Origin of the sequence: Achromobacter spanius (assembly GCF_002966795.1) — a bacterium.
Lineage (GTDB): Bacteria > Pseudomonadota > Gammaproteobacteria > Burkholderiales > Burkholderiaceae_B > Achromobacter > Achromobacter spanius_D.
In genome coordinates, this window is the sequence record NZ_CP023270.1 from 3,115,412 (window position 1) to 3,140,747 (window position 25,336).

The 25,336-nt window shown below is 65.3% G+C and carries 22 protein-coding genes; 14 read left to right on the plus strand and 8 right to left on the minus strand.

The genetic code is table 11. The annotated features are described in order from the left end of the window. Together CLM73_RS13915 and CLM73_RS13920 are read right to left on the minus strand one after the other, a co-directional pair. Positions 1-1,218 carry an EAL domain-containing protein gene (locus tag CLM73_RS13915; protein ID WP_105238928.1) on the minus strand — a complete coding sequence of 406 codons (1,218 nt, stop codon included), beginning with the start codon at positions 1,216-1,218 and terminating at the stop codon, positions 1-3. Next, entirely contained in the window at positions 1,215-4,031 is a 2,817-nt protein-coding gene (locus CLM73_RS13920) for an ATP-binding protein (protein WP_199778299.1), read from the minus strand. The genes CLM73_RS13915 and CLM73_RS13920 overlap by 4 nt, the downstream gene beginning before the upstream one ends. Positions 4,032-4,168: 137 nt before the next feature. On the opposite strand from CLM73_RS13920, the gene CLM73_RS13925 reads away from it, so the two are divergent. Together CLM73_RS13925 and CLM73_RS13930 are read left to right on the plus strand one after the other, a co-directional pair. Next, positions 4,169-4,936 (plus strand): hypothetical protein, encoded by a 768-nt coding sequence (locus CLM73_RS13925; RefSeq protein ID WP_105238929.1) that lies wholly within the window; start codon positions 4,169-4,171, stop codon positions 4,934-4,936. A gap of 51 nt (positions 4,937-4,987) precedes the next feature. Next, positions 4,988-5,344, plus strand: a complete 357-nt coding sequence (locus tag CLM73_RS13930; RefSeq protein ID WP_105238930.1) for a hypothetical protein — start codon at positions 4,988-4,990, stop codon at positions 5,342-5,344. Positions 5,345-5,386: 42 nt separating this feature from the next. Here the strand turns inward: CLM73_RS13930 and CLM73_RS13935 are convergent, their stop codons facing one another. Then, positions 5,387-5,575, minus strand: a complete 189-nt coding sequence (locus CLM73_RS13935) for a hypothetical protein (RefSeq protein ID WP_105238931.1) — start codon at positions 5,573-5,575, stop codon at positions 5,387-5,389. A gap of 249 nt (positions 5,576-5,824) precedes the next feature. On the opposite strand from CLM73_RS13935, the gene ydiK reads away from it, so the two are divergent. The 5 genes from ydiK to CLM73_RS13960 all read left to right on the plus strand — a co-directional run bounded on the left by ydiK (position 5,825) and on the right by CLM73_RS13960 (position 11,304). After that, on the plus strand, positions 5,825-6,901 hold the full coding sequence (ydiK, locus tag CLM73_RS13940) for an AI-2E family transporter YdiK (protein WP_105241517.1): 1,077 nt from the start codon (positions 5,825-5,827) through the stop codon (positions 6,899-6,901). A 572-nt stretch (positions 6,902-7,473) separates the two neighbouring features. Further along, positions 7,474-8,286 carry an RNA pseudouridine synthase gene (locus CLM73_RS13945; RefSeq protein ID WP_105238932.1) on the plus strand — a complete coding sequence of 271 codons (813 nt, stop codon included), beginning with the start codon at positions 7,474-7,476 and terminating at the stop codon, positions 8,284-8,286. Next, positions 8,286-9,500 (plus strand): LD-carboxypeptidase, encoded by a 1,215-nt coding sequence (locus tag CLM73_RS13950; protein WP_234015871.1) that lies wholly within the window; start codon positions 8,286-8,288, stop codon positions 9,498-9,500. Before CLM73_RS13945 ends, CLM73_RS13950 begins: the two co-directional genes overlap by 1 nt. 135 nt (positions 9,501-9,635) lie before the next feature. Further along, entirely contained in the window at positions 9,636-9,980 is a 345-nt protein-coding gene (locus CLM73_RS13955; RefSeq protein ID WP_105238933.1) for a helix-turn-helix transcriptional regulator, read from the plus strand. A 16-nt stretch (positions 9,981-9,996) separates the two neighbouring features. Further along, positions 9,997-11,304 carry a type II toxin-antitoxin system HipA family toxin gene (locus CLM73_RS13960; protein ID WP_234015872.1) on the plus strand — a complete coding sequence of 436 codons (1,308 nt, stop codon included), beginning with the start codon at positions 9,997-9,999 and terminating at the stop codon, positions 11,302-11,304. A 7-nt stretch (positions 11,305-11,311) separates the two neighbouring features. On the opposite strand, the gene CLM73_RS13965 is transcribed toward CLM73_RS13960, so the two are convergent. The 3 genes from CLM73_RS13965 to CLM73_RS13975 all read right to left on the minus strand — a co-directional run bounded on the left by CLM73_RS13965 (position 11,312) and on the right by CLM73_RS13975 (position 14,139). After that, positions 11,312-11,776 carry an Rrf2 family transcriptional regulator gene (locus CLM73_RS13965; RefSeq protein ID WP_105238934.1) on the minus strand — a complete coding sequence of 155 codons (465 nt, stop codon included), beginning with the start codon at positions 11,774-11,776 and terminating at the stop codon, positions 11,312-11,314. A gap of 87 nt (positions 11,777-11,863) precedes the next feature. Then, complete coding sequence (locus tag CLM73_RS13970; protein WP_105238935.1) at positions 11,864-12,748, minus strand: SAM-dependent methyltransferase; 885 nt, start codon at positions 12,746-12,748, stop codon at positions 11,864-11,866. Between the two features lie 41 nt (positions 12,749-12,789). Continuing rightward, entirely contained in the window at positions 12,790-14,139 is a 1,350-nt protein-coding gene (locus tag CLM73_RS13975; protein ID WP_199778300.1) for an APC family permease, read from the minus strand. Between the two features lie 544 nt (positions 14,140-14,683). Here CLM73_RS13975 and CLM73_RS13980 point away from each other — a divergent pair. Both CLM73_RS13980 and CLM73_RS13985 read left to right on the plus strand, forming a co-directional pair. Then, a complete protein-coding gene (locus CLM73_RS13980; RefSeq protein WP_105238936.1) occupies positions 14,684-15,070 on the plus strand; it encodes a DUF6152 family protein in 387 nt (128 codons plus the stop codon). A 13-nt stretch (positions 15,071-15,083) separates the two neighbouring features. Beyond that, positions 15,084-15,569 carry a DUF6644 family protein gene (locus CLM73_RS13985; protein ID WP_105238937.1) on the plus strand — a complete coding sequence of 162 codons (486 nt, stop codon included), beginning with the start codon at positions 15,084-15,086 and terminating at the stop codon, positions 15,567-15,569. Positions 15,570-15,577: 8 nt separating this feature from the next. Here CLM73_RS13985 and CLM73_RS13990 read toward each other — a convergent pair whose 3' ends face one another. Further along, entirely contained in the window at positions 15,578-16,513 is a 936-nt protein-coding gene (locus CLM73_RS13990) for an SMP-30/gluconolactonase/LRE family protein (protein WP_105238938.1), read from the minus strand. Positions 16,514-16,681: 168 nt separating this feature from the next. Beyond that, positions 16,682-18,343 carry an arylsulfatase gene (locus CLM73_RS13995; protein WP_105238939.1) on the minus strand — a complete coding sequence of 554 codons (1,662 nt, stop codon included), beginning with the start codon at positions 18,341-18,343 and terminating at the stop codon, positions 16,682-16,684. Positions 18,344-18,658: 315 nt separating this feature from the next. On the opposite strand from CLM73_RS13995, the gene CLM73_RS14000 reads away from it, so the two are divergent. The 5 genes from CLM73_RS14000 to CLM73_RS14020 all read left to right on the plus strand — a co-directional run bounded on the left by CLM73_RS14000 (position 18,659) and on the right by CLM73_RS14020 (position 25,281). After that, positions 18,659-19,981, plus strand: a complete 1,323-nt coding sequence (locus CLM73_RS14000) for a tetratricopeptide repeat protein (RefSeq protein ID WP_105238940.1) — start codon at positions 18,659-18,661, stop codon at positions 19,979-19,981. Positions 19,982-20,145: 164 nt separating this feature from the next. Further along, positions 20,146-20,646, plus strand: coding sequence for a sigma-70 family RNA polymerase sigma factor (locus tag CLM73_RS14005; RefSeq protein WP_105238941.1), 501 nt, complete (start codon positions 20,146-20,148; stop codon positions 20,644-20,646). Between the two features lie 4 nt (positions 20,647-20,650). Further along, positions 20,651-21,631, plus strand: coding sequence for a FecR domain-containing protein (locus CLM73_RS14010; RefSeq protein WP_105238942.1), 981 nt, complete (start codon positions 20,651-20,653; stop codon positions 21,629-21,631). Positions 21,632-21,742: 111 nt separating this feature from the next. Next, complete coding sequence (locus tag CLM73_RS14015; protein WP_105238943.1) at positions 21,743-24,139, plus strand: TonB-dependent siderophore receptor; 2,397 nt, start codon at positions 21,743-21,745, stop codon at positions 24,137-24,139. Then, a complete protein-coding gene (locus CLM73_RS14020) occupies positions 24,139-25,281 on the plus strand; it encodes a PepSY-associated TM helix domain-containing protein (RefSeq protein WP_105238944.1) in 1,143 nt (380 codons plus the stop codon). Before CLM73_RS14015 ends, CLM73_RS14020 begins: the two co-directional genes overlap by 1 nt. The last annotated feature ends 55 nt before the right edge of the window (positions 25,282-25,336 follow it).

Here is a 25,336-nt window from a genome sequence, read left to right on the forward strand (position 1 = left end):
TTACCGTTGCAGAGGGTTCGTGGCCTGCCGCGCGCTGGCGAGCAGCTGGCTGAAGCGGTCGGGGTCGACGGCGGCTGAAATGAAATACCCCTGTGCGCAGTCGCAACCGATGCGGCGAAGTAAAGCAAGGTCGTGGGCGGTCTCGACGCCTTCGGCGGTTACCTGCAAACCCAGTTGCCGGCCAAGCTGCACGGACGACACGAGCGCTGCCGCCTGGCTTTTGTCATCGACCGCGCCGCTGACAAAGGCGCGGTCGATCTTGAGTTCGGTGAATGGCGTCGAAATCAGGCTGTACATGGAGCTGTAACCTCGGCCAAAGTCATCCTGCGCCAACCCGAAACCCTTCAGTCGCAACCGGCTGGCCCCCATATAGTATTGGCCTTGTACGGCCGGTGTCTCGTCCTCGAGCAGTTCGAAGGTGATTTCGGTCGCCGCCACGCCCTTATTTACCACCAGCACTTCGAGTTCGTCGGGCAGATCCGGGTCGTCCAGAAACTGAGTGGGCAGGTTGACGGAAACGGGTACCCGAAAGCCCATCTGGCGCCACGTCAGGTGCGCGTTCAGGGCGTCTTCCATGATGCGCAGCAGCAACGCCTTGTCCAGCCCGTACCCGCGTACGGCGGTGAGAAACGTATCGGGCGACAGGCAGCCGAATGCCGGGTGCAGCCAACGCGCAAGCGCCTCGGCGCCGACGATTCGCCCGGTGGTGAGCGATTGCTTGGGCTGGAACCAGGCTTGCAGGTGCCCCTGTTGCAGCGCGTCTTCGATCGAGGCGCGGTCCAGCGCGGCGCTTGTCTGGCGCCGAACGCGCGGCGGTGCCGGCTGGTCGCGGCAAAGCAGGCTGGCCAATTGGGAGGCGTGGTGCGAGGTAAAGGGCTTGGAAAATGAGCCCAGCACGGCAAGTCCCTTTTCCCTGGCCATCATGGCAACGCTGTTGATGATGCGGCGAAGACAGGCCGACACGATTGCCAGCATGGGAGGGCGTTGCTGCCGGGCGAGCCGGTCGATGAATTGCACGCCATCCATGCCGGCCATGTTCAGGTCGATCAGCACCAGGTGATACGACTGCCGCGCGGTCTTGGTCAGGGCTGTCTCGGCGGATGACGCCACGTCTGCCTGGCTAAACCCGGCCGACGCGAGCTGATCGGCCAGGTGAACGCATTGAAACGGATGATCATCCACGATCAGGACCCGGTACTCCGACAGCTTTCTCGTCATGCGGCTTCCTTGAAGGGCGTCAGCGCCTGGCACAATGCGGCAATCGGCAATGGCTTAAGCAGGACGGTGTTCATGCCGGCTTCCTTGCTGCGCTGCAGGTCCTCGGTGAATGCGCTGGCGGTGATGCCCACGATCGGGCGGGTGTAGCCCTGGCGTCGCAGTGCGCGGGCGAGGGCGTAGCCATCGAGCTCGGGCATGTGCAGGTCAGTCAGGATGGCGTCGAAATCAAGGAGTTCGGGCAGGGCCAATGCGTCGTTGCCGTCTGACGCCAGGACCACCGTGCAGCCCAGGTGCTCAAGCTGCTCTCTCAGGATCTGCCGGCTGACCGGGTTGTCCTCGACAACGAGCAGGTGCATGTCGAGCGCATCGCGCGACGGCTCCAGCGCGGCAGGCGCCTTGGTGGCGACGCTGTCCTGTGCCAGGCGGACCGCCGCGACGATGCTGGCCAGGCTATGGCTGTCGGCCGTCCAGGTGTTTCGAGTGGGCCGCGGCTGGACGCCCGGCGGTTGCGCAAATACCCGGGCACCGCTCCAGACTGCCGGCGCCAGATCGCGTGACCAGGTTTCCACCAGGACGCCGCCCTCGCGCCGGCCATGCACGGCGGCCTTGTAGGGCATTGCCAACGCGCCGCAGTGACGCAACCACTGGCACAGATTGGCGACCACTTCGTTGTTGGCGCCCCGCACGAAGACCGGCCTGGGATCCAGCCGAACGCCCAGGTCCTCATGGGCGCCGCCGACCTGCGGCAGGGTCAGTACGAGCGACATGCTGGTGCCCAGGCCGGGTTCGCTGACGGCGCTGAGCGTTCCGCTCATCATCTCTGACAGCCGCCGGCAAATCGCAAGCCCGAGGCCCGTGCCGTGGACATTCTGGTTGGAACCGGTTTCGGCACGGTAATAGGGCTCGAAGAGCCGCGCATGGTGTTTTGCCGAGATGCCCATGCCGGTATCGGCTACCTGGAACTTCAAGGTGGCGAAATGCGCGTCCTGGCTGAGTGTTTGCAGGCGCAACACCACCTGGCCCGAGCCGGTGTACTTGATGGCGTTGTTGACGAGGTTGTTGAGAATCTGGCGAACGCGGGTGGCGTCGCCCAGGACCCGCGCTGGCGTCGCCACGTCGGCCAGGGCATGCAGATGCAGTCCCTTGGCGTCGGCGCGCGCCGCATAGGTGCCGATGACGCTGTCCAGCAACAGAACAGGCGAAAACTCGGAGGTTTCGAGCTTCAGGTAGCCGGCTTCGATGCGCGACAGGTCGAGGGTGTCGTTGATGGAGCTGAGCAAGGTTGCAGAGGACTGCTGCATCGTTTGCAGATACTGCTGTTGCTGGCTGTCCATGGCGGTCAGCCCAAGCAACTCCAGCGTGCCAAGAATGCCGAACAGCGGCGTCCGGATCTCGTGGCTCATGGTGGTCAGGAACACCGTCTTTGCGTGGTTCGCAGCGTCGGCGTGCAGCTTTGCCTGGGTAATGGAATGCTCGACCCGCTTGAACGCGGTGATGTCGTTGATGCCGCACAGGAGGACGTTCTCTGCGCGATAGGTGATCGGGGCGAACGTCAGATAGAGGCACCGGCCGTCGTCCAGTACGTATTCGCGTTCGGTGCCATGGCTGTCTTCGGTCAGCAGTCGGGCCAACAGCGCCGGATCCTCCAGCAGCCAATCCCGGGCGAGCTCATTCGACAGCAGCGGCATGCCGTCGGATCGGCGCAGAAGGCACAGGCCCACGGGCGCGACTTCGACCAGTCTTCGATTCAGCGACACGCTCTCTGCCAGGGCTTCGTATTGGCGCAGGGCGGGGGCGACGAGTTTCTTGCGGATGTGCCGTATGCCGAAGATGACGGCCGCGCACAGCAGGAGCGCACCGCCCAGCGTGGCCTGGATGGCGTAGGACGCGTCGCTCAGGATCCGGCTGACCGGTGTGTAGTAGACAAGCCGCCAGCCGTCTTCGCCGACCGATTTGCTGAGAACGACGTAGCGGGGCAACAGGCCCGGCCCCCACCAGCCGAACGCGTCCTCGCGTCCGGCGTGCTGGCTCAATCCTGCAAGGATTTGCGGGTCGTCCGGGCTGTGTAGTACGGGCGCGCCATCCTGGTCATGCAGGATGTAGCTGCCGCCGCGCAGGGACGACAGGTCGATGGCCGCGTTGATGTCGCCGAGTTCCAGGCCGATCCACCCCGCGCGGGGTGTAGAGGATTCGACGGGCGTGTACAGGTACAGCGGATTGGCGTTGTGCAGCGGCGGTTTTAGCCAGGTGATGGCATTTTGCCCGCCGTGCGCCGCGTTGGGATCCGCCATGGCGAGTTCGCGAGCGATCCAGGATTGCGCGGCGTCGTCCAGACCCGTGCGTTGGCCTGAGCGCGGCGCGACGTACGTGGTCTGCCCATTGCGAGTGGAACTGAACAACAGTTGGGTCTGCGCGAACGCAATTTCGTTGAGGTCGCGCGGGGTGAGAATCAGAGCCCAGTCATAGGCGTTCGGTTCTTCGTGCAGGGGAAAGACGTTGATCTGCCCGGTGTTGCCGAAGTGCCGTGGGGTTTCGGAGGCGGGCGCGGCATCGGTATTGCGGACCAGGCTGGACGCCAATGAGCGAAGCAGCGACTCGCGCTGATCGAAGAAGATCTGCGCGTTGTACGCGGCGGCGTTCATTTGCCGGCGGTAGGTGGAAACCGTGCTGGTGAATGACCAGTAAAGCAGAAATGCAGCGGCCGCCGCGATGCAGGCAAGCATGGCGGCGGCGAAGAGGTGCAAGAGCAGCGTGGGGGCTCGGGGGACTGGCTGGACGTCTGGCGCGAGGGTGTTGGATTCCTTGACAGGCATGCGCCCATCGTAGGTAGGGCCCAGCACGGCGGATATAAGAATATTTAGAAAACGCGCCAATAACGCGGGCAAACGACGGCGCGAATCGTACTTTTACGATTGGTTTGTGAAATGGCGGTCCATAGACTTGCCGGCTTATGAACGCTATCAACCAGGCCGAATCCGCCTCACTCGTCAGCGAGCCGTTACGAATCCAACCCGTGCTGGACGCCAAAGGGGTCGTCCGCGAAATGGCGGTGGTCGGCGGTCGCAGCCGACACACCCCCGCGCTGCTCGCCAGTGCCGCCTCAGCAGACGCCTTGCGGCGCGCAGGACGTGTTTTCCGCGCCGCGGGCTGCCTGGCGACGCTGTCCATGGACCATCCGCTCAACGTCAACACCGACATTCTGCTTGCGCAGCAGCTATGCCAGGATCTGCGCATTGGCGCCGTGGCGGGCGACCAACTGCGCGAAACGCTGCAGGAAGCGCATCCCGGCCAGCCCATCTATCCGTGCGCCAAAGTCACGTACAACGTCCCCTTAAGCGATCGCCTGGCGCAGGGCGCCACGCTTTTTAACAGTTACCAGGAACTGCGGCCCGCGTTACGCGTGCGGCTGTTGCCTTCTGCGCAAGTCCCGTTCGGCACACTTCGCGCCACCGGGCTGCAGGTCGGCATTCCGGAAGGCATCTGTACCCGCCGCCCGTTGCAGGAACGCTTTTTCAGCTTGCTAGGGCAGGCTTCCCGCCAAGGGCTGAAGGTCCTGGCGCAGGACATCCGCAGAATCGATGACTTCAATTGGCTTCGCGCGCAGCCGGACGTGCTGTTTCAAGGCGAGGCCCTGTCCATCGCCCTGAGCCTGCAGTACGTGCAAGAGTGGCTCACCAGCGCCGGTTCCGGGTGGCGAGCCTTTCAGATGGGCGCATAAGTCAAAGCGGCATAGGCCGGTCTTCACGCCGGATCCGATTAAAATCCGCGCATGCTTCCTACTCAAGTCATTTTGGCGCTGCTGGTGCTACAGCTTGCGCTGCTTATTCCCCTGGTCGCCGTGGGCATCCAGCTCGTGCGCTGGTTACATTGGTGTTTTTTTGCCAATCCCCAGACGCGGGGAGAGCGCCCGCGATTCACAGGCCCGGTGCTGGCCCTGATTTTCAGCACGATGGCGGCTACCGACTTCATCGGCTTCGAACCCTTCCTGACCCTGTCGCAAATGAATCCCGTGCCGGAGGGCGCACGCGCCTACTTCACCGTGGCGATGCTGGCCCTCGCGGTCTGGTGCTGGGCTTATGCCGGCGCGATCCGCAGCCGGTTCCGGTCGATGCTGGGCGCTTCGTAGCCCCTGCGCCCGTCTTCGTCACACGGGTCGGCCCTTTGCGGGCTAGCGGCCCGGATAGACGCCCTGGAACGGTTCATTGTCGGGCTCGCCAAAATTGGACCGATGGTAATTGGCGGGGTCGGAATGGGTCGCGCGCGTGGCGTGCGATCCGTCGCTGCGGTGAGAATCCATGTAACTGCAGCCGCTCAAGACGAGTGCCAGCAAAACGCCGGCGAAAGCCATGTTTTTCATGGCGCACCTCCACAGTTTTTGACTGCGCCCCGGACCGGCGAACCCGGCCGGTCGCAGCGGCAAGCCGAGCAAGTAACGTTCCCATTCAGGTTCGCGCCGATTTCGGATACATTCGACTGATTGCGATGGCTGGCAGGGCGGGCGCCGCCGGTCCGCATCCACCGCAATCCGGGGCGGCAGCCCCGCCAGGAGACGCGTGTGATACCACGCCAGTCTGTCGACATCGCCCGGGTTCTGCTTGTCATCGTCATGCTGCTGGCCTTGATGGTCGGCAGCCTGTATGTCCTGCGTCCCTTTCTGCCAGGGCTCATCTGGGCCACGACCATCGTGGTCGCCACCTGGCCCGTGCTGCTTTCGATTCAGCGGCATTGCGGCGGGCGGCGTTGGTTGGCCACCGTGGCAATGCTCTTCATCCTGCTGTTTGTGATCGTGCTGCCGTTGTATCAGGCGATCTCGACGTTGGCGCTGCATGGCGGCGCCATCATGGCGGCGGTCAAGAGCCTGCCCGACTACGCGTTGCTGGCGCCTCCCGCGTGGATCGGCAACATTCCGCTGGCCGGTCCGCGCATCGCCCAGGAGTGGCAGACGCTGTCCGACGCCGGCGCCGGCGGGCTGCTGGCGCGCATTGAACCGTATCTGACCACCGCCGCGCACTGGCTGCTGGGTCACGCCGCGATCGTCGGCGTGTTCGTGATGCACATGCTGATCACCGTGATCATTGCCGGCATTCTTTACACCAAGGGCGATACCGCGGCCGATCTTGCCCGGCGGTTTGCCAATCGGCTTGCCGGCGAGCGGGGCGTGGCCGCGATCAGGCTGGCTGCCTCTGCCATCCGTGCGGTGGCGCTGGGCATCGTGGTCACCGCAGTGGTGCAATCGGCGCTGGGCGGTATCGGACTGTGGATTGCGGGCGTGCCGGCGGCGGGGGTGCTGACTGCGCTCATGGTGATGCTGTGCCTGGCGCAGCTCGGCCCGTTCCTGCCGATGCTGGGCGGAGTTGCCTGGCTGTTCCAGAACGATATGAAGCTGGCCGCCGCCGTGTTGCTGGTCTGGGCCATCGTGGTGGGCACCTTGGACAACCTGCTGCGGCCGCTGCTGATCAAGCGCGGGGTGAATCTGTCGATGCTGCTGATCCTGTCTGGCGTGCTGGGCGGCATGTTCGCATTCGGCATCGTCGGATTGTTCATCGGCCCGGTGATTCTGGCGGTGACGTCGACGCTGCTCAAGGCCTGGATCGATGAGGTGCCGCCGCCTGCGGACGTCTATCCGGACGAGGCGGCCTTGGAGGCCGACCATCCCGGCGGATCGCAGCAGAAAAGGGCGTAACATCCGTCTCAAGGTGCGGGCCATGTGGCCCGCTTTTCGCAATACCCGGCAACACCGATGACAAAGCTTTTTATCGAGGCGCCCGCAGGCGCGCCTGACCTTTTCCTTTACCGCTTCAATCCGCTGCACCTGGAGGGGGGACGATGAGCAACACCATGCGGCCCACCAAGCCCGGCACACTCAGCCTGACCTCTCGCCCCGCAAAGCGCACTGCGGCAAACCGCAGCGGACGTCCGACGCGATCGGAAGGATCCGCCGCGACGAGCAAACCGTACCCGCGTGACCCGGCAGCCCCCAGCCCGCGTGGCTCCGGCGCCGACCGGCCCGCGCGAAGTGCAGCCTCCGGGCGCCCCGAACGAAGCGCGACTTCCGCCCGCCCCGAGCGAGGTGCGCCGTCAGCACATCCCGGACGCCCCGCGCGTTCCGGCAGTGAAAGCCCCGGCCGTCCCGCCAGAGGCCCCGGCGCCGACCGAGCCAGTCAACCGGCCAAGCCCGGCATGAAACCCCGCGCCGCAAAGCCTGGCAAAGGCAGCAGGAGCGACGACAGCGGTAGGGCAGGCAGCGCGGCGGGTATGCGCAGCACGGGCGCCCGATCGGGTGGCCCGGCCAAAGGCATTGCCTCGCCCGCCCGCGCCACCCGCCCCGCGCGAGCCCCCGCCGCCCCAGACACCGATCGCCTGGCCAAGCGGCTCGCGGCCGAGCTGCCGTGTTCCCGGGGCGATGCCGAGCGCTACATCGAAGGCGGTTGGGTGACCGTCGATGGCAAGGTGCAGGAAGAGCCGGGTTTGCGGGTCGGGCCTTCGCAGGCGGTCAGCCTGATGCCCGGCGCGCGGCTCGAAGAAGGCCGTCCGGTCACCGTGCTGGTCCACAAGCCGGCCGGCATGTACGCCGACGACCAGCCGGGTTCGGCGCTGGACCTGATCCTTCCCGAGAACCTGATGCCCGGCGACCGATCCGGCCAGCGCTACCTGAAGCGCATGTTCAACGGCCTCAAGCTGGTGACTCCCCTGGAGCGCGCTGCGAGCGGTCTGGTCGTCTACACCCAGGAGTACGCGGTAGCTCGCAAGCTGGTTGAGGAAGGCCGCCACGTGGAGCAGGAATACATCGCGCAGGTCGAAGGCCAGTTGAGCGAAGCGGATCTCGCCCGCATGCAGCGCGGCATGGCCTTCGAAGGCCGCGCCGCCACGCCAATGAAAGTGAGCTGGCAGAACGAAAACCACCTGCGTTTTGCGCTGAAGTCGCCGATGCCGGGGTTCATTGAAGCCGTCTGCGAAGCCGCGGGTCTGCGCTTGCTGGCCTTGCGGCGTCTGCGGATTGGACGCCTGCCGATGGCCGGCCTGGCTGCCGGGCAATGGCGCTACCGCCTGGAGTACGAGCGATTCTGATGCGTCGACCCACCAGCTTCCAGATGGCCGATCCCGTGGTCGGACCGAATCCGCAAACGGGGCCGCGCGGTGATGCCGGGTATTTGGCCATCGGGCGTCCGGACGCCGAGCGCCGCCGGATCTTGTTCAGTGCTGGCGCGCTGTGTCTGGCCGGCTTGGGGCTGGCGGGGTGCGCAGGCGGGCGGCAAGGCTCATCGCATGCCTCGCCGAATGCCGCAGCACGGCGCGACACTGCGCCGCCGCCGTCGCACGCTAAACCGGCCGCCTCGCCTGTGCCCGCACTGCGGCCCGGTGCCAAGGTCGCCATCGTGGCGCCCGCGTCGGCGGCCTCGAACGCCAGCGACCTTGCCGCCGAGTGGCTGCAAGACCGGGGCTTCGTTCCGCTGGTCATGCCGGCATCGCGTACCCGGCTCGACGCCCCCTACGAGTATCTGGCCGGTACCGACGCGCAGCGTCTGGACGACCTGCACGCCGCATTCGCCGCGCCGGATATCGGCGCGGTGTGGTGCCTGCAGGGCGGTTTTGGTTCATGGCGGCTGCTGGACAAGCTGAACTTCGATTTGCTGCGCCAGCATCCCAAACCCTTCATCGGCTATAGCGACATCACGGCGCTGCATCTGGCCATGCAGCGCCATGCTGGTTTTGTGACGTTTCACGGGCCGATGCTGGCGCAGGATCTGGTCGCGGGTAAGCGCGAGCCCACTGAATCCCATCTGCTGGCCATGCTTGCCGGGCAGATCGGGCAGGGGGCCTGGATTCAACCTCCGCCGGACACGCGTGCGGTGGAGCTGGTCGCAGGCACGGCCAGCGGGCGGCTGGTCGGCGGCAACCTGGCGCTCATCGCCGCGCTGATCGGCTCGCGGCACGAGATCGACACCCGCGACGCGATCCTGTTTTTCGAAGACGTCAACGAGGCGCTGCCGCGCGTGGACCGGCTATTGAGCCAGTTGGCGGCCGCGGGCAAGTTCGACGGCGTCAAGGGCGTGGTCGTGGGCAATTTCACCCGCATCGTCGGGACGAACCTTGACGATGCGCAGGCGCAAAGCCTGTTGTATCCGCTATTGCTCGAGCAGTTTGGCGCGCGAGGCATTCCGGTTCTGGCCGGCTGGCCTAGCGGACACGGCGAGCCCAACCTGACGCTGCCGCTCGGGGCGCGCGTCACCCTGGACACAGGGCGGGCGGCCCTGCGGCTGGATCAGGCTGTGATTCGGTAACATCGATGCTGATCGCATGGATTGCCTCATTAATGGTGCATAATTTGCAGCTATGTATCATTAATGAGTCAAATGATCTCAACGGATTGACTCATTAATGATGCATTAAGGCGCTTACAGCGCTATTATTGCGTCATGAAAAAGAAGATCGAACCCAGTTTCGAGGCGGCCGAGGCCTTGGCTCGCCTGGGTGCGCACATCCGCACCGCGCGTCTGCGTCGCAACGAAACCGAAGCCACGCTGGCCAGCCGCATGGGGGTTTCGCGGGCCACCATCAACCGGCTTGAACGCGGCGATGGCGGGGTGTCCCTGGCGCTCGCGTTCGAGGCCTTGCTGCAGTACGGCTATGGTGACCAGGTGTTCGCGCTGGGCGATCCCGACCTCGACGGTGTCGGCAAGCGTCTGGACGCCATGCGCCGGCCCGCCCGGGGCAGCGGCAAGGCGCAACATTCGCATCGCGCCGATCCTTCCAGCCTGTAGCGCGGCGGTCGACATCGTGCCAGCCAAAAAGCATAAAACCGTCGAAAGCGAGCTTTTCGTCTACGTGGATATCCGCGGCGAGGCCGTGCTGGCCGGGCTCCTGACCCTGGACGACACCGACGAACACCACTTTTTCGCCGAATTCACGTACGTGCAGTCGTACGTGAACGATCCGCGCGCGTTTTCGCTGGATCCGCTCAACCTGCCCCTGACCGACGCCACGACCACCTTCCGAACCGAAAGCCGCTATCAAACGCTCGGGGCGATTTTCGACGCGGCGCCGGATGCCTGGGGCCGCAATGTGATGCGCGTGGACAATGCGGGCGCCCGGGTGACCGAGAACGAGGTTTTGCTCAAGGGCCGCGGCATGGGCGTGGGGGCGCTCTTTTTCAGCGCCCGCCAGTTGACGCCCAACATGCGCAAGACCTACCGGCTGCCTGAAGTCAGCCAGTTGGAGTCGTTGGCGGACCTGCTGACCGACATCGATCAGGGCATCAAGCCCAAGGGGCTGTACCGCGACATCCTGGGCAGCTCGTGGGATATCGGCGGCGCGCGTCCCAAGACGATCGTGCGGGACGCGGAAGGCGAGATGTGGATTGCGAAGTTTCCCCGCAAGGGCGAGTCCTACGACCGCCAGCGTGTGGAGTATGCCAACCTGCAGATGGCCCGCGCCATCGGTCTGAACGTCCCGGAGATCCGCCTGGCGCAAACGCACCTGGGCGCCGTGCTGCTGACGCACCGGTTCGACCGCGAGCTATTGCCGGTTCAACAAGGCGCGGACCCGGTCATCGCCCGGCGGCACTTCCTGAGCGGCGCCTCGCTGATCAGCCCGTCCGTGCACATCGGCAAGCGCGAACTGGACGGGCCGCGCGGCAAGGCCACGTATTCCTATGCGCGTCTGGCCGACGTGGCGCGCCGCATCTCGTCCAATCCCGTGCAGGACCTGCTGGAACTGTATGCGCGGATGGTCCTGAACGTTGCCGTTCACAACACGGACGATCACCTGAAGAACGTTGGCTTCCTGAAGGACGACGGGGCGCTCACCTACCGGATGTCGCCGCTGTTTGATGTGGTGACCCAGGAAGGGTCGGCCCGCCATTACCTGCACATTGGCGCCGACGGCCGCGACAGCACCTTTGCCAATTGCCTGACCGAGTACCGGCGTTTCGGACTTCGGTCGGAAGCCGCCGCCAGATCGGTCATCGGCCGCGTCATGGACGTGGTGCGCGAGCGCCAACGGTTCTACGAAGAAGCCGGCATGTCGCCGGCCGAGATCGCGCACGTCGAGGCCTCGTTGATGGCGTGGCGCCAGCCGTGGGAGTAGGGGGCGATCACGCCTCGTGCACGGCCTGCGGGTCGAAAGCCTGCCCGCGTTCGACCATGCGCGCGTGAAAGTCGCGGCTCAGTGCGGCCAGCGTGACCTTGCCTAGGCGCTCCAGAAGCAGCCGCTGGGCCTCTTCGAACGCGTCGTCCAGCGATGCATTCACCGCCTCTTCGACCAGGCATCCGGGGGACTCGCTGCGGTTGCCCATCGCAAAGATCTCGGGCGCGCCCAGGGCGTCGTAGATGTCGCGCAGCGTGACGTCGTTGAAATCGCACGAGATTGTCCATCCGCCGCCATGGCCTTTCTCGGAGCGGACCAGACCCTGCTCGCGCAGGCCGGCCATGATGCGGCGGATCACCACGGGGTTGGTCTGCATCACGCGGCCCAGGTCGTCGGAGGTCATGGGACCGGGGTGCTCGGCCATATGCAGCAGAACGTGCAGGACGCCGGAAAGCTTGCTGTCTCTTCTCATGCAACAGATGCTATTGCATGACGCCGGCCACGGTCAACGCGGCGTGGCCGTTCAAAGCCGCGCCGCGCACCACGCCAAAAGAAGGAATCAGCTCCGCTTGGCCCGCCATTCTCCCTTGCCGGCGGCGCTGCCGCTCATGGTGCGGCCGTTCACGACGCCCGCATAGCGCACGCCGTTGGCGGTGAAGGTGATCGAAGTGCCATCCAGCCGGGCGTCCGAGATCGGCACGGATCCCAGTTTGCCGGACAGCACCTGGTAGTGCTGATCGAGCTGCAGCGTCTCTCCGCCCATATCCCATTTGCCCTGAACCTTGGCCGGCACGATCCACAGGAGCGCCGTGCAATAGGTCTGGCAGTTCTCGGTGACAGTCTCGGACGCGTCCGGCTCCCAGTCGCCCATGCGGAAGGTATTGGACACAACCCGCGTGCCGGCCGGCAGTTCCAGAAGCTTGGGCCGCAGTTTCTCGTTGATGGTGGACAAGAGGAACATCGTGATCACATCGGCCTGGGACAGATCGGTGGTGAAGAGATCCTGCGCCACGAAGGTGGCACGGTCGGCCACGCCGGCGCGCTTGGCGTTCTGCTGCGACAGCGCGACCAGGTCGGGGTTGTATTCGATGCCTTGCGCGGTCAGGCCGCGTTGCGCGGCCGTGATGACCGTGCGGCCATCGCCCGAACCCAGGTCCATCAGCCGGTCCTTGGGCGTGACCTTGGCCATGTCGAGCATCTTGTCCACGAGGCTTTGCGGCGTGGGGACCCAGATGACGTCCTTGCCTTCCTGGCCGACGTCGGGCACATAGGCCTTTTGTTCGCCAGCCTTGGCGGGCGCCGCAGCGGTTTGCGCCATGGCGGCGGAGGCGCCCAGCAGCGTGAACGCCATCGCCGACGCCAGCATCGCGAGGCGCAGGCGCGGGGTGACGACCTGAGTAGCGGTTTTGGAAGATGCGTAATTTCGTGCGTTGGAGCGTTGCATGGTGAGGTTCCTTGGACGGGGGAGGGACGGGGACGAACCAGTTAGCCGGCGGCCTGCGCGGGTTTGAGCAGCCACATCAAGGGCACGCCGGCTGCCAGCACGGCCAGCCCGATCAGGGCGCCCGCACCGGCATACATGGCGCTGGAAACCACCAGCCCGGCGCACGTCAGCGTCAGCAGCAGGGGAGGCAGCGGAAAGAGCGGCACGCGGAAGGGCCGGGGGCGATCAGGATCCAGACGGCGCAGCCGCCAGACGGACGCGGCCACCAGCATCATGAAAAGCCAGAACACGGGCGCGGTGTACGCCACCATCGTCTGCACGCTGTTCTGGCTGAAAGCGCCCAGCGCCACCAGCGCCAATGTGATCACGCCCTGGACGATCAGGGCACTGACCGGCGACTCATTACGGGCGCTCCATCCGGCCAGCGCTTGCAGTCGCGGCACGTCGCGGCCCAATGCGTAGTACACCCGCGCGCCGGTAATGATGGTGCCGTTGATGGTGCTGAGTGCGGTGGCGCAAATGGTCAGGCTGAGCAGTGCCGCGGCATAGGGGCCGGCCGCAAGCTGCATCACCTCGGCGCCCAGCGCGGGCGTGTCCCGCAGTCCCTGCAGGCCAAAGATCTCCAGCAAGGCGATGTTGGTCAGCACATAGGCGCCGGTGACCACCGCCGTGCCAATCAGCAGCACCCGGCTCATGTTGCGCCCGGGGTCGCGCAGTTCGCCGCTGAGATACGCGGCTTCGTTCCATCCCCCATAGGTCAACAGGACGAACACCATGCCCATGCCCAGCAGGCCCGCGGTATTGCCCGACAGCGGCACGGGGTCCTGGGTCTTGAGCGCCTCGCCGCCCGAGGCCGTCAGGCACGCGATCAGCACGGCGGCCAGGGCGATCACCGTCAGCACGGTAAAGACCCATTGCATCCGCTTGGAATAGCGGGTGCCGATCAAGTTCAGGCCCGTCAGTACGACCACCGAGATGGCCGCATGCATGGCGGGTCCCTGCGCGCCGAGCGGCAATAGCTGGTTCGCGTAGTCCCCGTAAATGAAGGCCACGACCGCGATTGCGCCGGTCTGGATGACGGAGCAGCGTGCCCACGCAAACATCAGCCCGACGCGGGCGCCCCATGCCCGGGTCAGATACAGGTATTCGCCGCCGGCGCCGGGATACGCCGAACCCAGTTCCGCATAGCAAAGCGCGCCCACCAGCATGACGAGCCCGCCCGCGCACCACAGACCTATGTACATGGCCTCTGAATGGGCGTGCTGCGCGACGAGGGGAGGGAAACCGAAGATGCCGATGCCGATGACGACGCCCACCAGCACCATGGTTGCGTCCATGACGGACAGGCCGGTGGGCGCCCGGTTGTCCACGGTGTCAGAAACGGCGCTCATGGTTGCGTGCGCCATGGACATGGATCGGCAGGCAGGGAAGGGCCGTGGAAGGCCGGAAGATCAGGGGGGCGCGCGGTGGAGGTGGAGGGCAGATTCGCGAGGAAACGCGAGCGGAGCAATGACATGCAATTCTCCCGGGGGTGGACGCGCGGAGTCGAGCTAAAGGCAAATGTCGGCATATGCTGACAATTGCCTGAACATAAAGCGACCGTTACGGAATGGGGAAAGTTCCGCAGGGTTTTCCTGGGTGAATCAGCCTCGTGCGATCGATGCCAGGCGCATTTTTTTGCTAAAGCCATACATTATGAGTAGTAGTTAAAGCATTGATTAATAAGCCAGTATTTGTAGCCACAGAAGCATTACTTAAAGTGAAGTCTTAAAAGTGAATTCTCAGCAACGAGCCGACGTTTTATCCGCCGCCGCCCGCCAAATAAATTCACACCGACCGCTCAAACCCGCTGCTATCCTGTTTTTTCCCGCGCTCACGCCCGCGCCGCTGCCTCGCGGGCGGCCGACACGCCACCGCAACTTCAGGAGCATCGACATGAAGCTTTCTCAACGCGCGTTGATCGCCGCCCTGGCGATGACCGCCCTCGGCGGCGTCGCCCCCGCCGCCATGGCGCACCACGGCTGGTCATGGGCGGAATCCGAACAGATCACGTTGCAGGGCACGGTCGAACAGGTGCAGATCGCGCCGCCGCACCCCACGCTAAAGGTGCGGGCCAAGGACGGCGTATGGACCGTCGAGCTGGGCAACCCCAGCCAGACGAAGGAAGCCGGTTTCATCGAAGGGTCCGCCAAGCCCGGCGATGCGATCACCGCCGTCGGCAACCGGGACCAGGACGCCGCGGCCAAACGCATGAAGGCCGTGCAGGTGACGGTGGGCGGCAAGACCTACGACATCTACCCAAGCCGCATCAAGAAACCCTGAGCACCCGCGCCGGATGCCCGAACTGCTGCGGCTTGCGCTCGAACAGCTTGAATCCGTGCCGCCGGCGCTGTGGTTGCGCCGGTCCGGCGTCCTTTATCTGCTGGTCAACGCCGCGCATATTGGCGCCATCGGTCTGTTGATCGGGTCCATCGTGCCGCTGGATCTGCGCCTGCTCGGCATCCTGAGGCCGACCTCGCTGGCCGTCCTGGCGCCCGTGCTGGCGCGCACCGCCGCGACGGGACTGGCTTTGGCGGTGCTGACGGGCGCGTTGCTGTTTTCGGTGCGTCCGCTGGAATATCTGGATAATCCCGCGTTCCTGGTAAAGATGGCGCTTCTGGCGGCCGGCGCAGCCAATGCCTGGCTCGTGCACCGCGGCCGTGCGTGGGGCGGCGTCGAAAGCGGCGGGCCGCCCACGGGCAGGCTTCGTGTGCAGGCGGGCGCGTCGCTGGCGCTGTGGCTGGGTTGTCTGGTGGCGGGACGCTGGATCGGTTTTTTATAACTTCCGGTTCAGCAGTACGCGACACCCTGCGCATTTACATACAGCGCGAACAGGCATTGCCCGGTCACCATGAACAGCCGGTTGCGGCGCGCGCCGCCGAAGCACAGGTTGGCGCAGCGGTCGGGCAGGGCGATGCGGCCGATCGCGGTGGCATCGGGTGCAAAGACCATTACGCCGCTCAGCGCCGATCCCGGTCCCCAGCCGGCCCAAAGATTACCCTCGGTATCGCAGCGTATGCCGTCCGGAATCGCGTCAAAGTTCGCTTCGACAAAGGGGCGCCCGTCGTCCAGCGTGCCGTCATCCTGCACGGCGTAGACCAGGATGCGGTTCGGCGACGATCCGTTGTCGACCACGTACAGCAGCCGTTCGTCCGGCGAAAAACACAAGCCGTTGGGATTGTGGATGCCCCGGACCACGACCTGTAGCTGTCCCGTGCCGGGGTCCAGCCGATAGACGTGCGTCGGAAGTTCCGGATCGGCCTTGAAACCTTCGTAGTTGCTCAGAATGCCGAATACCGGATCCGAGAACCATATCGATCCATCCCGGCGCACCACCACGTCATTCGGCGCATTCAGGCGCTTGCCCTCGAACCGGTCGGCCAGCACCGTCAGCGTGCCGTCGTACTCGGTTCGCACCACACGCCGCTCGCCATGTTCGCAACTGATGAGCCGGCCCTGACGGTCGCGCGTGTTGCCGTTCACATACCCGGACGGCTGGCGGTGCACCGATACCGCACCCGTTTCCTCGTCCCACCGCAAGAGGCGGTTGTTGGGAATGTCGCTCCAGATCAGGCACCTGCCGTCCCCGAACCACACCGGGCCCTCGCCATACCGCACGCCCGTGGCCAGCCGTTCAACCCCGGCGTTGGTGAGCCGGATCTTGAGGAAACGGGGATCCAGCACCTCGATGGCGGGATCGGGATAGCGTTCGCTGGGTTCCCACATGAGACCTCCTACAGGCAGGTAACAGCTGGCGGGTGGCAAGCTGGCAGGGGGCAAGCTTGCCGGGATGGAACTGGCGCGTCCATCCGCCGATAGCAGCAAGCCGCCTGCCCGGACGGGTCCCGCATCCGTGCGGTTCACCTGAATCAGGTGAACCGCAGCGTTTCGGCATCAGTTTCCGGTGGGAAGGGAAAGCTTGAAACCGTCTTTGGCCAGGCTATCGCGGATGTACTGGAACCGCTCGTAACCGGACAAGGTCATCGGCCCGTCATAGCCTTCGCTTTGCATCTTGCGGGGCGGGTAGTCGATATACGTCTTCATCAGCGGCGCGACGGCGTCGTTGATCATGACCATCGTCCAGGTCCGTTCGGTGACGTTGCTCATGAAGATGTCGTAACGCTCCTGCGGGTCGGCCCACAGGTCGAACACCTGCGGCACCGTCGCGACATAGGACTCCGGGCCTTTCCAGCCCAGGTTCGTGTCCACGGCAAGCCCGCCGGTCACCGCGCCATCGTCGCCGCGCAGATTGAACACCGCCTTGTAATTGGCGACGCGCACCGCGCCCGGCGACAGTTCGTTCTCGGTGAAGTAGAACCACGACTTGCGGTCGCACTTGCCGGTGCCGAACAGGACGGGAGACATGTCATAGCTGTCGAAGATGATCGGCTTGTTCTCGCGGTCGTTCGTGGGCAGCTTCACGCCCGCCACCGCGGCAAACGTCGCCATCAGGTCCAGGCCGCCCACCAGGCTGTGGTCCTTGGCGCCCGCAGCGATCTTGCCCGGCATCCACGCAATCGCGGGAACCCGGTTGCCGCCTTCGCGCACCGTGCCTTTGGTGCCACGCAACGGCGTGTAGCCCGCATCGGGATAGACGTCCTGCCAGGCGCCGTTGTCCGTCGTGTAGAACACCAGCGTGTTCTTGTCCAGGCCCAGCTCGCGGATCTTGTCCATGATGCGGCCGATGCGTGCGTCCAGCTCCACGACCGAGTCCGCGTACTTGCTCTTGGACATCGACTTATGGATGTAGTCCGGATCCGGCATGTTGGGCTGGTGCACCTTCATGAAGTTGATGCTCATGAAGAACGGCTGCTCGGACTTGGCGTTCCGGTCCAGATAGTCCAGCGAGGCCTTTTCGACGTAGCGGTCAAAGAACGGAATCCCGACGACGCCTTCACGGCCATTGACCATGGGCGTGTCGACATACTGGCCGTTGATCTTGAATTCCTCGCGCGGTTTTTCACCGGCGTTGCCGGACAACGCGCCCTTGGTGACCCGCTGGAACATTTCGCGCACGTCGGCGGGCATGTCCGGAAACCACGTGGGATCCGCGTAGGTGTAGGCATTCAGGTGATAGAGGCCCGCGTACTTCATCTCGTCGTAGCCCTGGGCGTTGGGCAGGGCGTAGTCCGCTTCGCCCAGGTGCCATTTACCTGTGAAGAACGTCTTGTAGCCGGCGGTTTTCAGGACCGAACCGAGCGTCCACTCGGCCGCCGGCAAGCCGCCGCCCTGGCCTTGAAAAGCCACGGTGGTCATGCCGCTGCGATTGGGGATGCGGCCGGTCTGCATGGCGGCGCGGCCGGGCGTGCAGCTGGGCTGCGCGTAGAACGAAAAGAAGGTCATGCCTTCGGAAGAGAGCCGGTCGATATTGGGCGTTGGCATGCCGCGGCCGATGCCGCCGCCATACGGACCGAGATCGCCGAGGCCGGTGTCGTCGGAGACAAGCAGGATGATGTTGGGTTTGCGCTGATCCTGCGCGGAAGCGGGGGCACAGATTGCCGCTCCGGCCAGGAAAAGCGCCGCGGCACCGCAAGTGAGGGTTCGTTTGGTTGCCATTTTCAACTCCGCTGTGTGAGAGTGAAATCAACCGCACGAAGCTGCAAACCGTGCGGTTCACATTGGCCTACGTACTTGGGGGTGTTCAATCGGACGCGTAGTCTGAAACGCGCCGTCCGGGACGCGCAGTCCGCGGGATTTGAACTGCAATACTTTTCATCTTCCTTTCCCGCATGTCAACGAGATTCGATTGCTCGTCTTCCCATGCCCGCATGCCCGGTGCAGTCGCACTAGCGCAGTTGCGTTTTGCCGGCGCGCGGCATCCATGCTTATATTTCTGAAGCCCGTCGCGGGCCGGCCCTTTGGGAGATCACCATGGCGCTGAGCGATGTACGGGGCAATCCCGTTTCCAGCGATGATCCGGCGTCGATGGCCGCCTACGAGCAGGCGCAAAGCCTCTTTCACGGCTACTACGGCGACCCCTTGGGCGTCATCGACAAGGCACTGGCCGAGGATCCCGTTTTCGTCATGGGCCACCTGCTGCGCGCGGGCATGATGATTACCGCCAGCGACCAATGCGTCGAACCACTGATGCGCGAAAGCGTCGAGGCCGCCGAAGCACTCGTCGACATCGCCAACGAGCGCGAAAGGCGGCACACTGCCGCGGCGCGCGCCTGGCTGGATGGCAATTTCTCTACCGCGCTGCGACGCTATGCCGACATCCTGGCCGACTATCCCCACGACACACTGGCGCTGCAGGTTGGCCATATCGGCGACTTCCTGCTCGGTCGCTCGGCCATGCTGCGCGACCGCGTGGCCGGCATCCTGCCCGCCTGGAACTGCAAGATGCCCGACTACGGATACGTCCTGGGCATGCACGCCTTCGGGCTGGAAGAGACCAATCTCTACAGCGCGGCCGAAGCCCAGGGCCGGCGCGCGCTGGACCTGAACCCGCGCGACCCCTGGGCCGTGCACGCGGTGGCACACGTCCTGGAAATGCAGGGCAGGGTGGACGAAGGCATCGCCTGGCTGACTGGCCGCCGCGACGACTGGTCCAGCGACAACATGCTGTCCATCCACAACTGGTGGCACCTGGCCCTGTTTCATCTGGACCGCGAGGAGATCGCCGAAGTGCTCGCCATGTACGACGACCGGTTGCGCGAAACGTCCACCGGGCAGGTGCTGGACCTTATCGACGCGTCGGCCATGCTTTGGCGCCTGTTGCTGCGCGGGATCGATGTCGGTTGGCGGTGGCAGCAGCTTGCCGAGGTGTGGAAGGCGCGCGGCGGCACGGGTTACTACGCCTTCAACGACGTGCATGCCTTGATGGCTTACCTGGGCGCCGGCGACGACGACGCGGCGCAATCGCTCATCGAGGCCATGGAAGCCGCCGCGCAAGGCGCCGGCACCAACGCCATGATGACGCGCGACGTGGGGCTGCCGGTGGCGCACGCGCTGGTGGCATTCGCCCGGGAAGACTACGGGCTGACCGTGGATCTGTTGCGCGATGTGCGCCTCATCGCGCACCGGTTCGGCGGCAGCCACGCCCAGCGAGACGTCCTGGCGTTGACGCTGGTCGAGGCGGCGCTGCGCGACGGCGCTCGGTCCTTGGCAAAGGTGCTGACCGCCGAGCGCATGGGTCTCAAGCCCAACAGCGAGGGCAACCGCAAGCTGGCCTCGCGGGCTGCCTCGCTGTAGCGGCAGCCGAGATCCCGGCGACAGTGGCATGAGGGCGGGTGACGCAGTGCCGCAACACCTGTTGCGAACAATTCTTGGTATCATTTGGCGGTTCTCGCCGCCTGACCACACTCCGGCCGGGCGGCTTTTCCGTGTCATCGCGCTGCTTGCCGGGGCGTTTGAGCATGTCCAACCCCCTCCAGCCGCTCCAGCTTCTCTGCGAAACCCATTATGAATGGCTCTGCCAATGGTGGCGGCGTCAGCTCGGTCATGGCGACGAGGCCTCGGATTTCGCGCACGACACCTTTCTGCGCGTCCTGCGCAATCCCGAAGAAGTCCGCACGCTGCGGCAGCCGCGCGCCTATCTGACGACCATCGCCCGCGGTCTGCTGAACGATCACTGGCGCCGCCGATCGCTCGAGCGCGCCTGGCTGCAGGCCGTTGCCGCGATTCCGCCCGAGATGGAGGCGTCGCCAGAAATGCTGCTGGGCGTGCAGCAGGCGCTGCAGCAACTGGACCGCATGCTGGCCGATCTGGCGCCGCAAGCGCGGGAAGTGTTCGTGCTGTCGCAACTGGAAGGCCTGACGTACGCCGAGATCGCGGCGCGTACCGGGCTCAGCGACCGCACGGTGAAGCGGTACATGGCCCAGGGGTTCGAGGTCTGCCTGACCTTGCTGGAGCATTGATTCCATGGCCGCCGCCGAATCCAAACCCCTGGACGCCGCGATCATCCGCGAGGCTGCGCGCTGGCTGGTGCGGCTGCACTCGGGTGAGGCAGGGCCTGCCGATCACGCCGCTTTCGAACGTTGGCGTGCCGGCAGTCCAGACCGCGAGCTCGCCTGGCAGCGCGCGCAACGTCTGACCCAACACTTCAAGGCCGTGCCGGCCGCGCTGGGGGTGCCGTTGCTGACGCGCGAGGCGCGGGTCAGCCGGCGCACGGTGCTGCGCACGTTGGCGGCTGTGGGTTTTGCGGCGCCGGCTGCGGCATGGCTGGGATACCGCGTCAACCACCGGCAGGCGGGCGAATATCGTACGGCGGTGGGCGAAAACCAGGATCTGGTGCTGGCCGACGGCAGCCAGGTGTTGCTGAATACCGATACCGGCATGGACGTGCGGTATTCCGACGCGGCTCGCGTGGTGCAATTGCGCGGCGGCGAAGTCTATGTGCGCACGGCGGCCGACAAGGCGGCTCGGCCGTTTTATGTCCAGACGCCTCAGGGCCGTCTGCAAGCCCTGGGCACGAGGTTCGTGGTCAGGCAACTGGACGGCCGCGAGGCCATGACCGAATTGACGGTGCTTGAGCATCGGGTCGCCGTCACGCTGGCGAATGGGGGATCGACGCGGGTCTTCAACGCGGGAGAGTCCGTGCGCTTTACGGCGCAGGCCTTCCTGCGAGGCGACCTTCTGGCGGACACGCCGCAGCGGTCCGGCGCGGCGCCGGGGTGGACGCGCGGCGTGATCGAGGCCGACAACATGCGCCTGGATGCATTGCTGGCCGAAGTGTCCCGCTACCGGCGCGGCGTGGTGCGTTGCGATCCGGCTGTCGCGAGTCTGCGTGTGTCCGGGGTGTTTCGTCTGCAGGACACGGATGCGCTGCTGGCTGTCGTGGCCAACACCCTGGATCTGCGCGTGACGACGCGGACTTCGTACTGGGTGACGCTGGCTAGATAAGCCCCGTTGCGCCGTTTCACTTATTTACAACTGAACCGCTCCCTGCGTGTCCCTTTTGTCCCGGCTCATCCGGCATACCGCGCATTGATGACCTGAACGGGATGTGAACACGTGGCACTTCAAAACTCATCGCCCGCGCGCGCCGCAGCGCGCGTCCTGCGCCTGGCCGCACTGAGCCTGAGCCTGACCGCCGCTTTTGGCGCGTCGTCGTCCGCAGTTGCCCAACCGGTGCAGCAAGCCGGCGCGCAGGACTATCGCATTCCGGCGGGTCCGCTGGACCAGGCGCTTTCCGCCTTCGCCAAGGCGGGCGGCATCACGGTGTCGTTCCGTCCGGAAGACACCAGCGGACTGATGACGCAGGGGTTGAACGGCAACTATGCGGTGGATGCCGGTCTGGCCAAGCTGCTGGCTGGCACGGGCTTGGTCGCGGCGGCTCAAGGCGGGCAGGGCTTCGTCGTGCGCGCGGCGGCGCCGTCCGTTAAGCCGTCGGCACAGGCCGCCGAGCCCGCCGCCAGCGCCAGCACGCTGGAGTCCATCCAGGTCAGCGGCGACTGGCTGGGCACCGGGCTTGAGAACAGCGTGCAGACCTTCGGCGGCGCGCGCACGCTGCTGCGGCGCGACGAAATCCAGAACAGCGGCGCCACCAGCGTGGCGGACGCGCTGCGCCGCGTGCCCGGCGTGCAGATCAGCGGCAGCACCAGCGCCACGGGCAGTTCGGTGGGCCTGCATGTCGGCATCCGGGGCTTGAACCCCCGCAACTCGTTCCGCACGACGATGCTGCTGGACGGAATCCCAATGGCGATGGCGCCGTATGGGCAACCGAACCTGGTGATGTCGCCGACCAGCCTGGGCAACATTGAGGCCATCGACGTGGTGCGCGGCGGCGGCGCTGTGCGGTATGGTCCGCAGAACGTGGGCGGCGTCATCAACTTCAAGACCCGCGCGATTCCCAACACGCCGGGCCTGACCGCCGAAGCCTCGGCCCGCTACAACATCTTCAGCCACGGCGGCACCAATACCCAATACACCGGCTTTCTGGGCACGCAGTTCGACAACGGCCTGGGCGTGGCGCTGATGTATTCGGGCATGGACGGCGAGCAATGGCGCGACGGCAGCGACGATCGCTACAACGACGTGGCGTTGAAATGGCGCTTTGCGCTGACGCCCACGTCAGAGATCTACGGCAAGTTCGCGCATTACGACGTCAAATCCATGACGCCCGGTGGCCTGACCGTCGCCCAGTATCGCGATGATCCCTTCCAGAACACGCACCCGACCGACTACTGGAAGGGGCAGCGGGACCAGGTCGATATCGGCTACCTGAACTCGATATCCGACACGCAGGAGTTCGAGGCGCGCGTCTATCACTACGACAGCTCGCGCCAGAGTTCGCTGATCAATCCCGCCGCAAACCGGAACGACTACCAGCCGCGCAACAACCAGGTCCTGGGCATCGAACCGCGCTACACGCAGCGCATCGAATGGGGGCCGACGACGCACGACGTGACCATCGGCTACCGGTACGTCCACGAAACGGGCCAGGACCGGCGCTATTCCGAGTCGCTGACGACCGGCCAGCGCGTGGGCGTTCAGCAGGTGTTCGACAACGAAACCGAAGCGCACTCCGTTTACCTGGACGACCGCATCGCCTATGGCAACTGGCGCATCACGCCGGGCGTGCGCTACGAGCGCATCGAGACGCACCGCCAGCCCAACGGCACCGCCAACGACACGCCGTTCGACATGCGCAACAGCCGCGGGCTGCCGTCGCTGAACGTGGCGTATCTGGTCAGTGACGCGCTGACGCTCTACACCAACTACAACACGTCGTTCGGTGCGGTGCAGTACACGCAGCTCAACTCGATGTCGGCGACCAATCCGCTGAACCCCGAGATTGCGAAGACGGTCGAGGCCGGTCTGCGCTACACGGGCGAGCAACTGCACACGGAGTTCACGGTGTTCGATCTGCGTTTCGACAACCAGATCCTGTCGATTCCCGGAACGAACCCGGCGGTCTTCCGCAATCTGGGCGCGACGACGCACAACGGGGTTGAATTCGCCATCGACTACGACTTCGACCGGTCGGGTCCGCTTGCCGGCCTGAACGTCTACGCCAACTACACGTACGTGCGCGCCATCCAGAAATCGGGGGAGTTCGAAGGCAACGACGTGCCGTTCTATTCGCGGCAGACCGGCACGGTGGGCGGCCGTTATACGCGCAACAACTGGACGTTCAACCTGTTCACCACGGCACAAAGCAGCCAATACTCGGACACCGCGAACACCGGGCATGAGAATGCGGACGCGACGAACGGGCGTGTGCCGGGATTCAGCGTCTGGAATACGCAACTGGCGTACAAGGTGCCGCAATGGCGCGGCAGCGAAGTGGCGGTGGGGGTGAACAATCTGTTTGACCGCCGCTATTACACGCGGAATGTCGACACGAACGGTGGCCGCATGGTGGGCGCGCCGCGTATGGTCTACCTGCAAGCGCGATTGGCTTATTGATGCCTCGGCGCGTCTGGCTGGTCTGCCATCGCTGGGTGGCGCTCGTCTTGGGCGGGATCCTGATCCTGTCAGGGGTGACGGGGGGCTTGCTCGTGGTCGCGCGGCCGCTGGATCGGCTGTTGCATCCGGCCTATTTCGTAGCTGAGAGCATGCCGAATGATGGGGCCGTGCCACTGGAGACGGTGCGGCGCAATCTGGCGGCAACGTTTGGGCCGGATGCGTCGTTGACGTTCGATCCGCCCCGTCGGGCGGGTGATACGTTGCAGGTGCGGGTGCGCGCGGCTTGGCGGGGCACGGTCTATCTGGATCCGTCGACTGGCCGGGAGCAGGGCAGGCGGGCGGAGGACGAAGGCGTCGTCGCGGTCCTGTACCAGTTGCACAGCGCGTTGATGTTGGGGCAGACGGGCAAGGCGGTACTGGCGTGGGTCGCGTTGGCGTATCTGGTGTTGATGGCTTCCGGGTTGGTGATCTGGTGGCCGCGGAAGTGGCCGCCGTCGCTGCGCATGGTGTTCGATAAGGGAACGTTGCGGGCGTTGTTTGATGTCCATCGGCAAGGCGGGGCGATTCTGGCGGCTTTCTTGGCGGTGTCGGTGGCGACGGGGGCTTATCTGGCGTGGCGTCCGATCGGTGGGTGGATCACGGCGGCCAGCGGGCAGGCTCGCGTGGTGGCGCCGATGTTGGCGGGGCTGGCGGCAGGGTCGGCGGCGTTTGAGTCAGGAACGGCTCGGCCGCCAACCGGGATGCCGCCGATGCAGGCCGGGACGCTTCTGCCGCCGTCTCTGGATGCCCTTGCTGCGGCGGCTCAGGCCGAAATTCCGGATGGCGAGATCGGCTTCGTTCTCTACACGCCGCACCGCGATCGTCCCATGGCCATCCGGATGCGTGTCCCCGACGATCCGCATCCCAACGGGCGCTCCACCGTATGGTTGGACCCTCGCGACGGCAGAGTCCTGGCGGCGCACCGCTGGAATGAGCTGGATCTGGGCACGCGGATCAACTCGGTGATCTATCCGTTGCATACGGGGGAACTTGGCGGAGTGGCGGGTGAGACGGTCGTGGCACTGCTGGGGCTTGGGTTGGGTACGGTGGGGATCAGCGGGTTGTGGCTGTGGTGGCGGAGAAGGGCGGTGCGGCGGGGGTAGTCTCCGTAGGTCGCCCGACGCCGCGGTCACCGTGCTGCTAGGGTCTTTGGTTTGG

Coding starts and splice junctions, on each gene's coding strand:
- CLM73_RS13915 (WP_105238928.1), bottom strand. CDS start 1,218: ATGACGAGAAAGCTGTCGGAGTACCGGGTCCTGATCGTGGATGATCAT.
- CLM73_RS13920 (WP_199778299.1), bottom strand. CDS start 4,031: ATGCCTGTCAAGGAATCCAACACCCTCGCGCCAGACGTCCAGCCAGTC.
- CLM73_RS13925 (WP_105238929.1), top strand. CDS start 4,169: ATGAACGCTATCAACCAGGCCGAATCCGCCTCACTCGTCAGCGAGCCG.
- CLM73_RS13930 (WP_105238930.1), top strand. CDS start 4,988: ATGCTTCCTACTCAAGTCATTTTGGCGCTGCTGGTGCTACAGCTTGCG.
- CLM73_RS13935 (WP_105238931.1), bottom strand. CDS start 5,575: ATGAAAAACATGGCTTTCGCCGGCGTTTTGCTGGCACTCGTCTTGAGC.
- ydiK (WP_105241517.1), top strand. CDS start 5,825: ATGCTGCTGGCCTTGATGGTCGGCAGCCTGTATGTCCTGCGTCCCTTT.
- CLM73_RS13945 (WP_105238932.1), top strand. CDS start 7,474: ATGCGCAGCACGGGCGCCCGATCGGGTGGCCCGGCCAAAGGCATTGCC.
- CLM73_RS13950 (WP_234015871.1), top strand. CDS start 8,286: ATGCGTCGACCCACCAGCTTCCAGATGGCCGATCCCGTGGTCGGACCG.
- CLM73_RS13955 (WP_105238933.1), top strand. CDS start 9,636: ATGAAAAAGAAGATCGAACCCAGTTTCGAGGCGGCCGAGGCCTTGGCT.
- CLM73_RS13965 (WP_105238934.1), bottom strand. CDS start 11,776: ATGAGAAGAGACAGCAAGCTTTCCGGCGTCCTGCACGTTCTGCTGCAT.
- CLM73_RS13970 (WP_105238935.1), bottom strand. CDS start 12,748: ATGCAACGCTCCAACGCACGAAATTACGCATCTTCCAAAACCGCTACT.
- CLM73_RS13975 (WP_199778300.1), bottom strand. CDS start 14,139: ATGAGCGCCGTTTCTGACACCGTGGACAACCGGGCGCCCACCGGCCTG.
- CLM73_RS13980 (WP_105238936.1), top strand. CDS start 14,684: ATGAAGCTTTCTCAACGCGCGTTGATCGCCGCCCTGGCGATGACCGCC.
- CLM73_RS13985 (WP_105238937.1), top strand. CDS start 15,084: ATGCCCGAACTGCTGCGGCTTGCGCTCGAACAGCTTGAATCCGTGCCG.
- CLM73_RS13990 (WP_105238938.1), bottom strand. CDS start 16,513: ATGTGGGAACCCAGCGAACGCTATCCCGATCCCGCCATCGAGGTGCTG.
- CLM73_RS13995 (WP_105238939.1), bottom strand. CDS start 18,343: ATGGCAACCAAACGAACCCTCACTTGCGGTGCCGCGGCGCTTTTCCTG.
- CLM73_RS14000 (WP_105238940.1), top strand. CDS start 18,659: ATGGCGCTGAGCGATGTACGGGGCAATCCCGTTTCCAGCGATGATCCG.
- CLM73_RS14005 (WP_105238941.1), top strand. CDS start 20,146: ATGTCCAACCCCCTCCAGCCGCTCCAGCTTCTCTGCGAAACCCATTAT.
- CLM73_RS14010 (WP_105238942.1), top strand. CDS start 20,651: ATGGCCGCCGCCGAATCCAAACCCCTGGACGCCGCGATCATCCGCGAG.
- CLM73_RS14020 (WP_105238944.1), top strand. CDS start 24,139: ATGCCTCGGCGCGTCTGGCTGGTCTGCCATCGCTGGGTGGCGCTCGTC.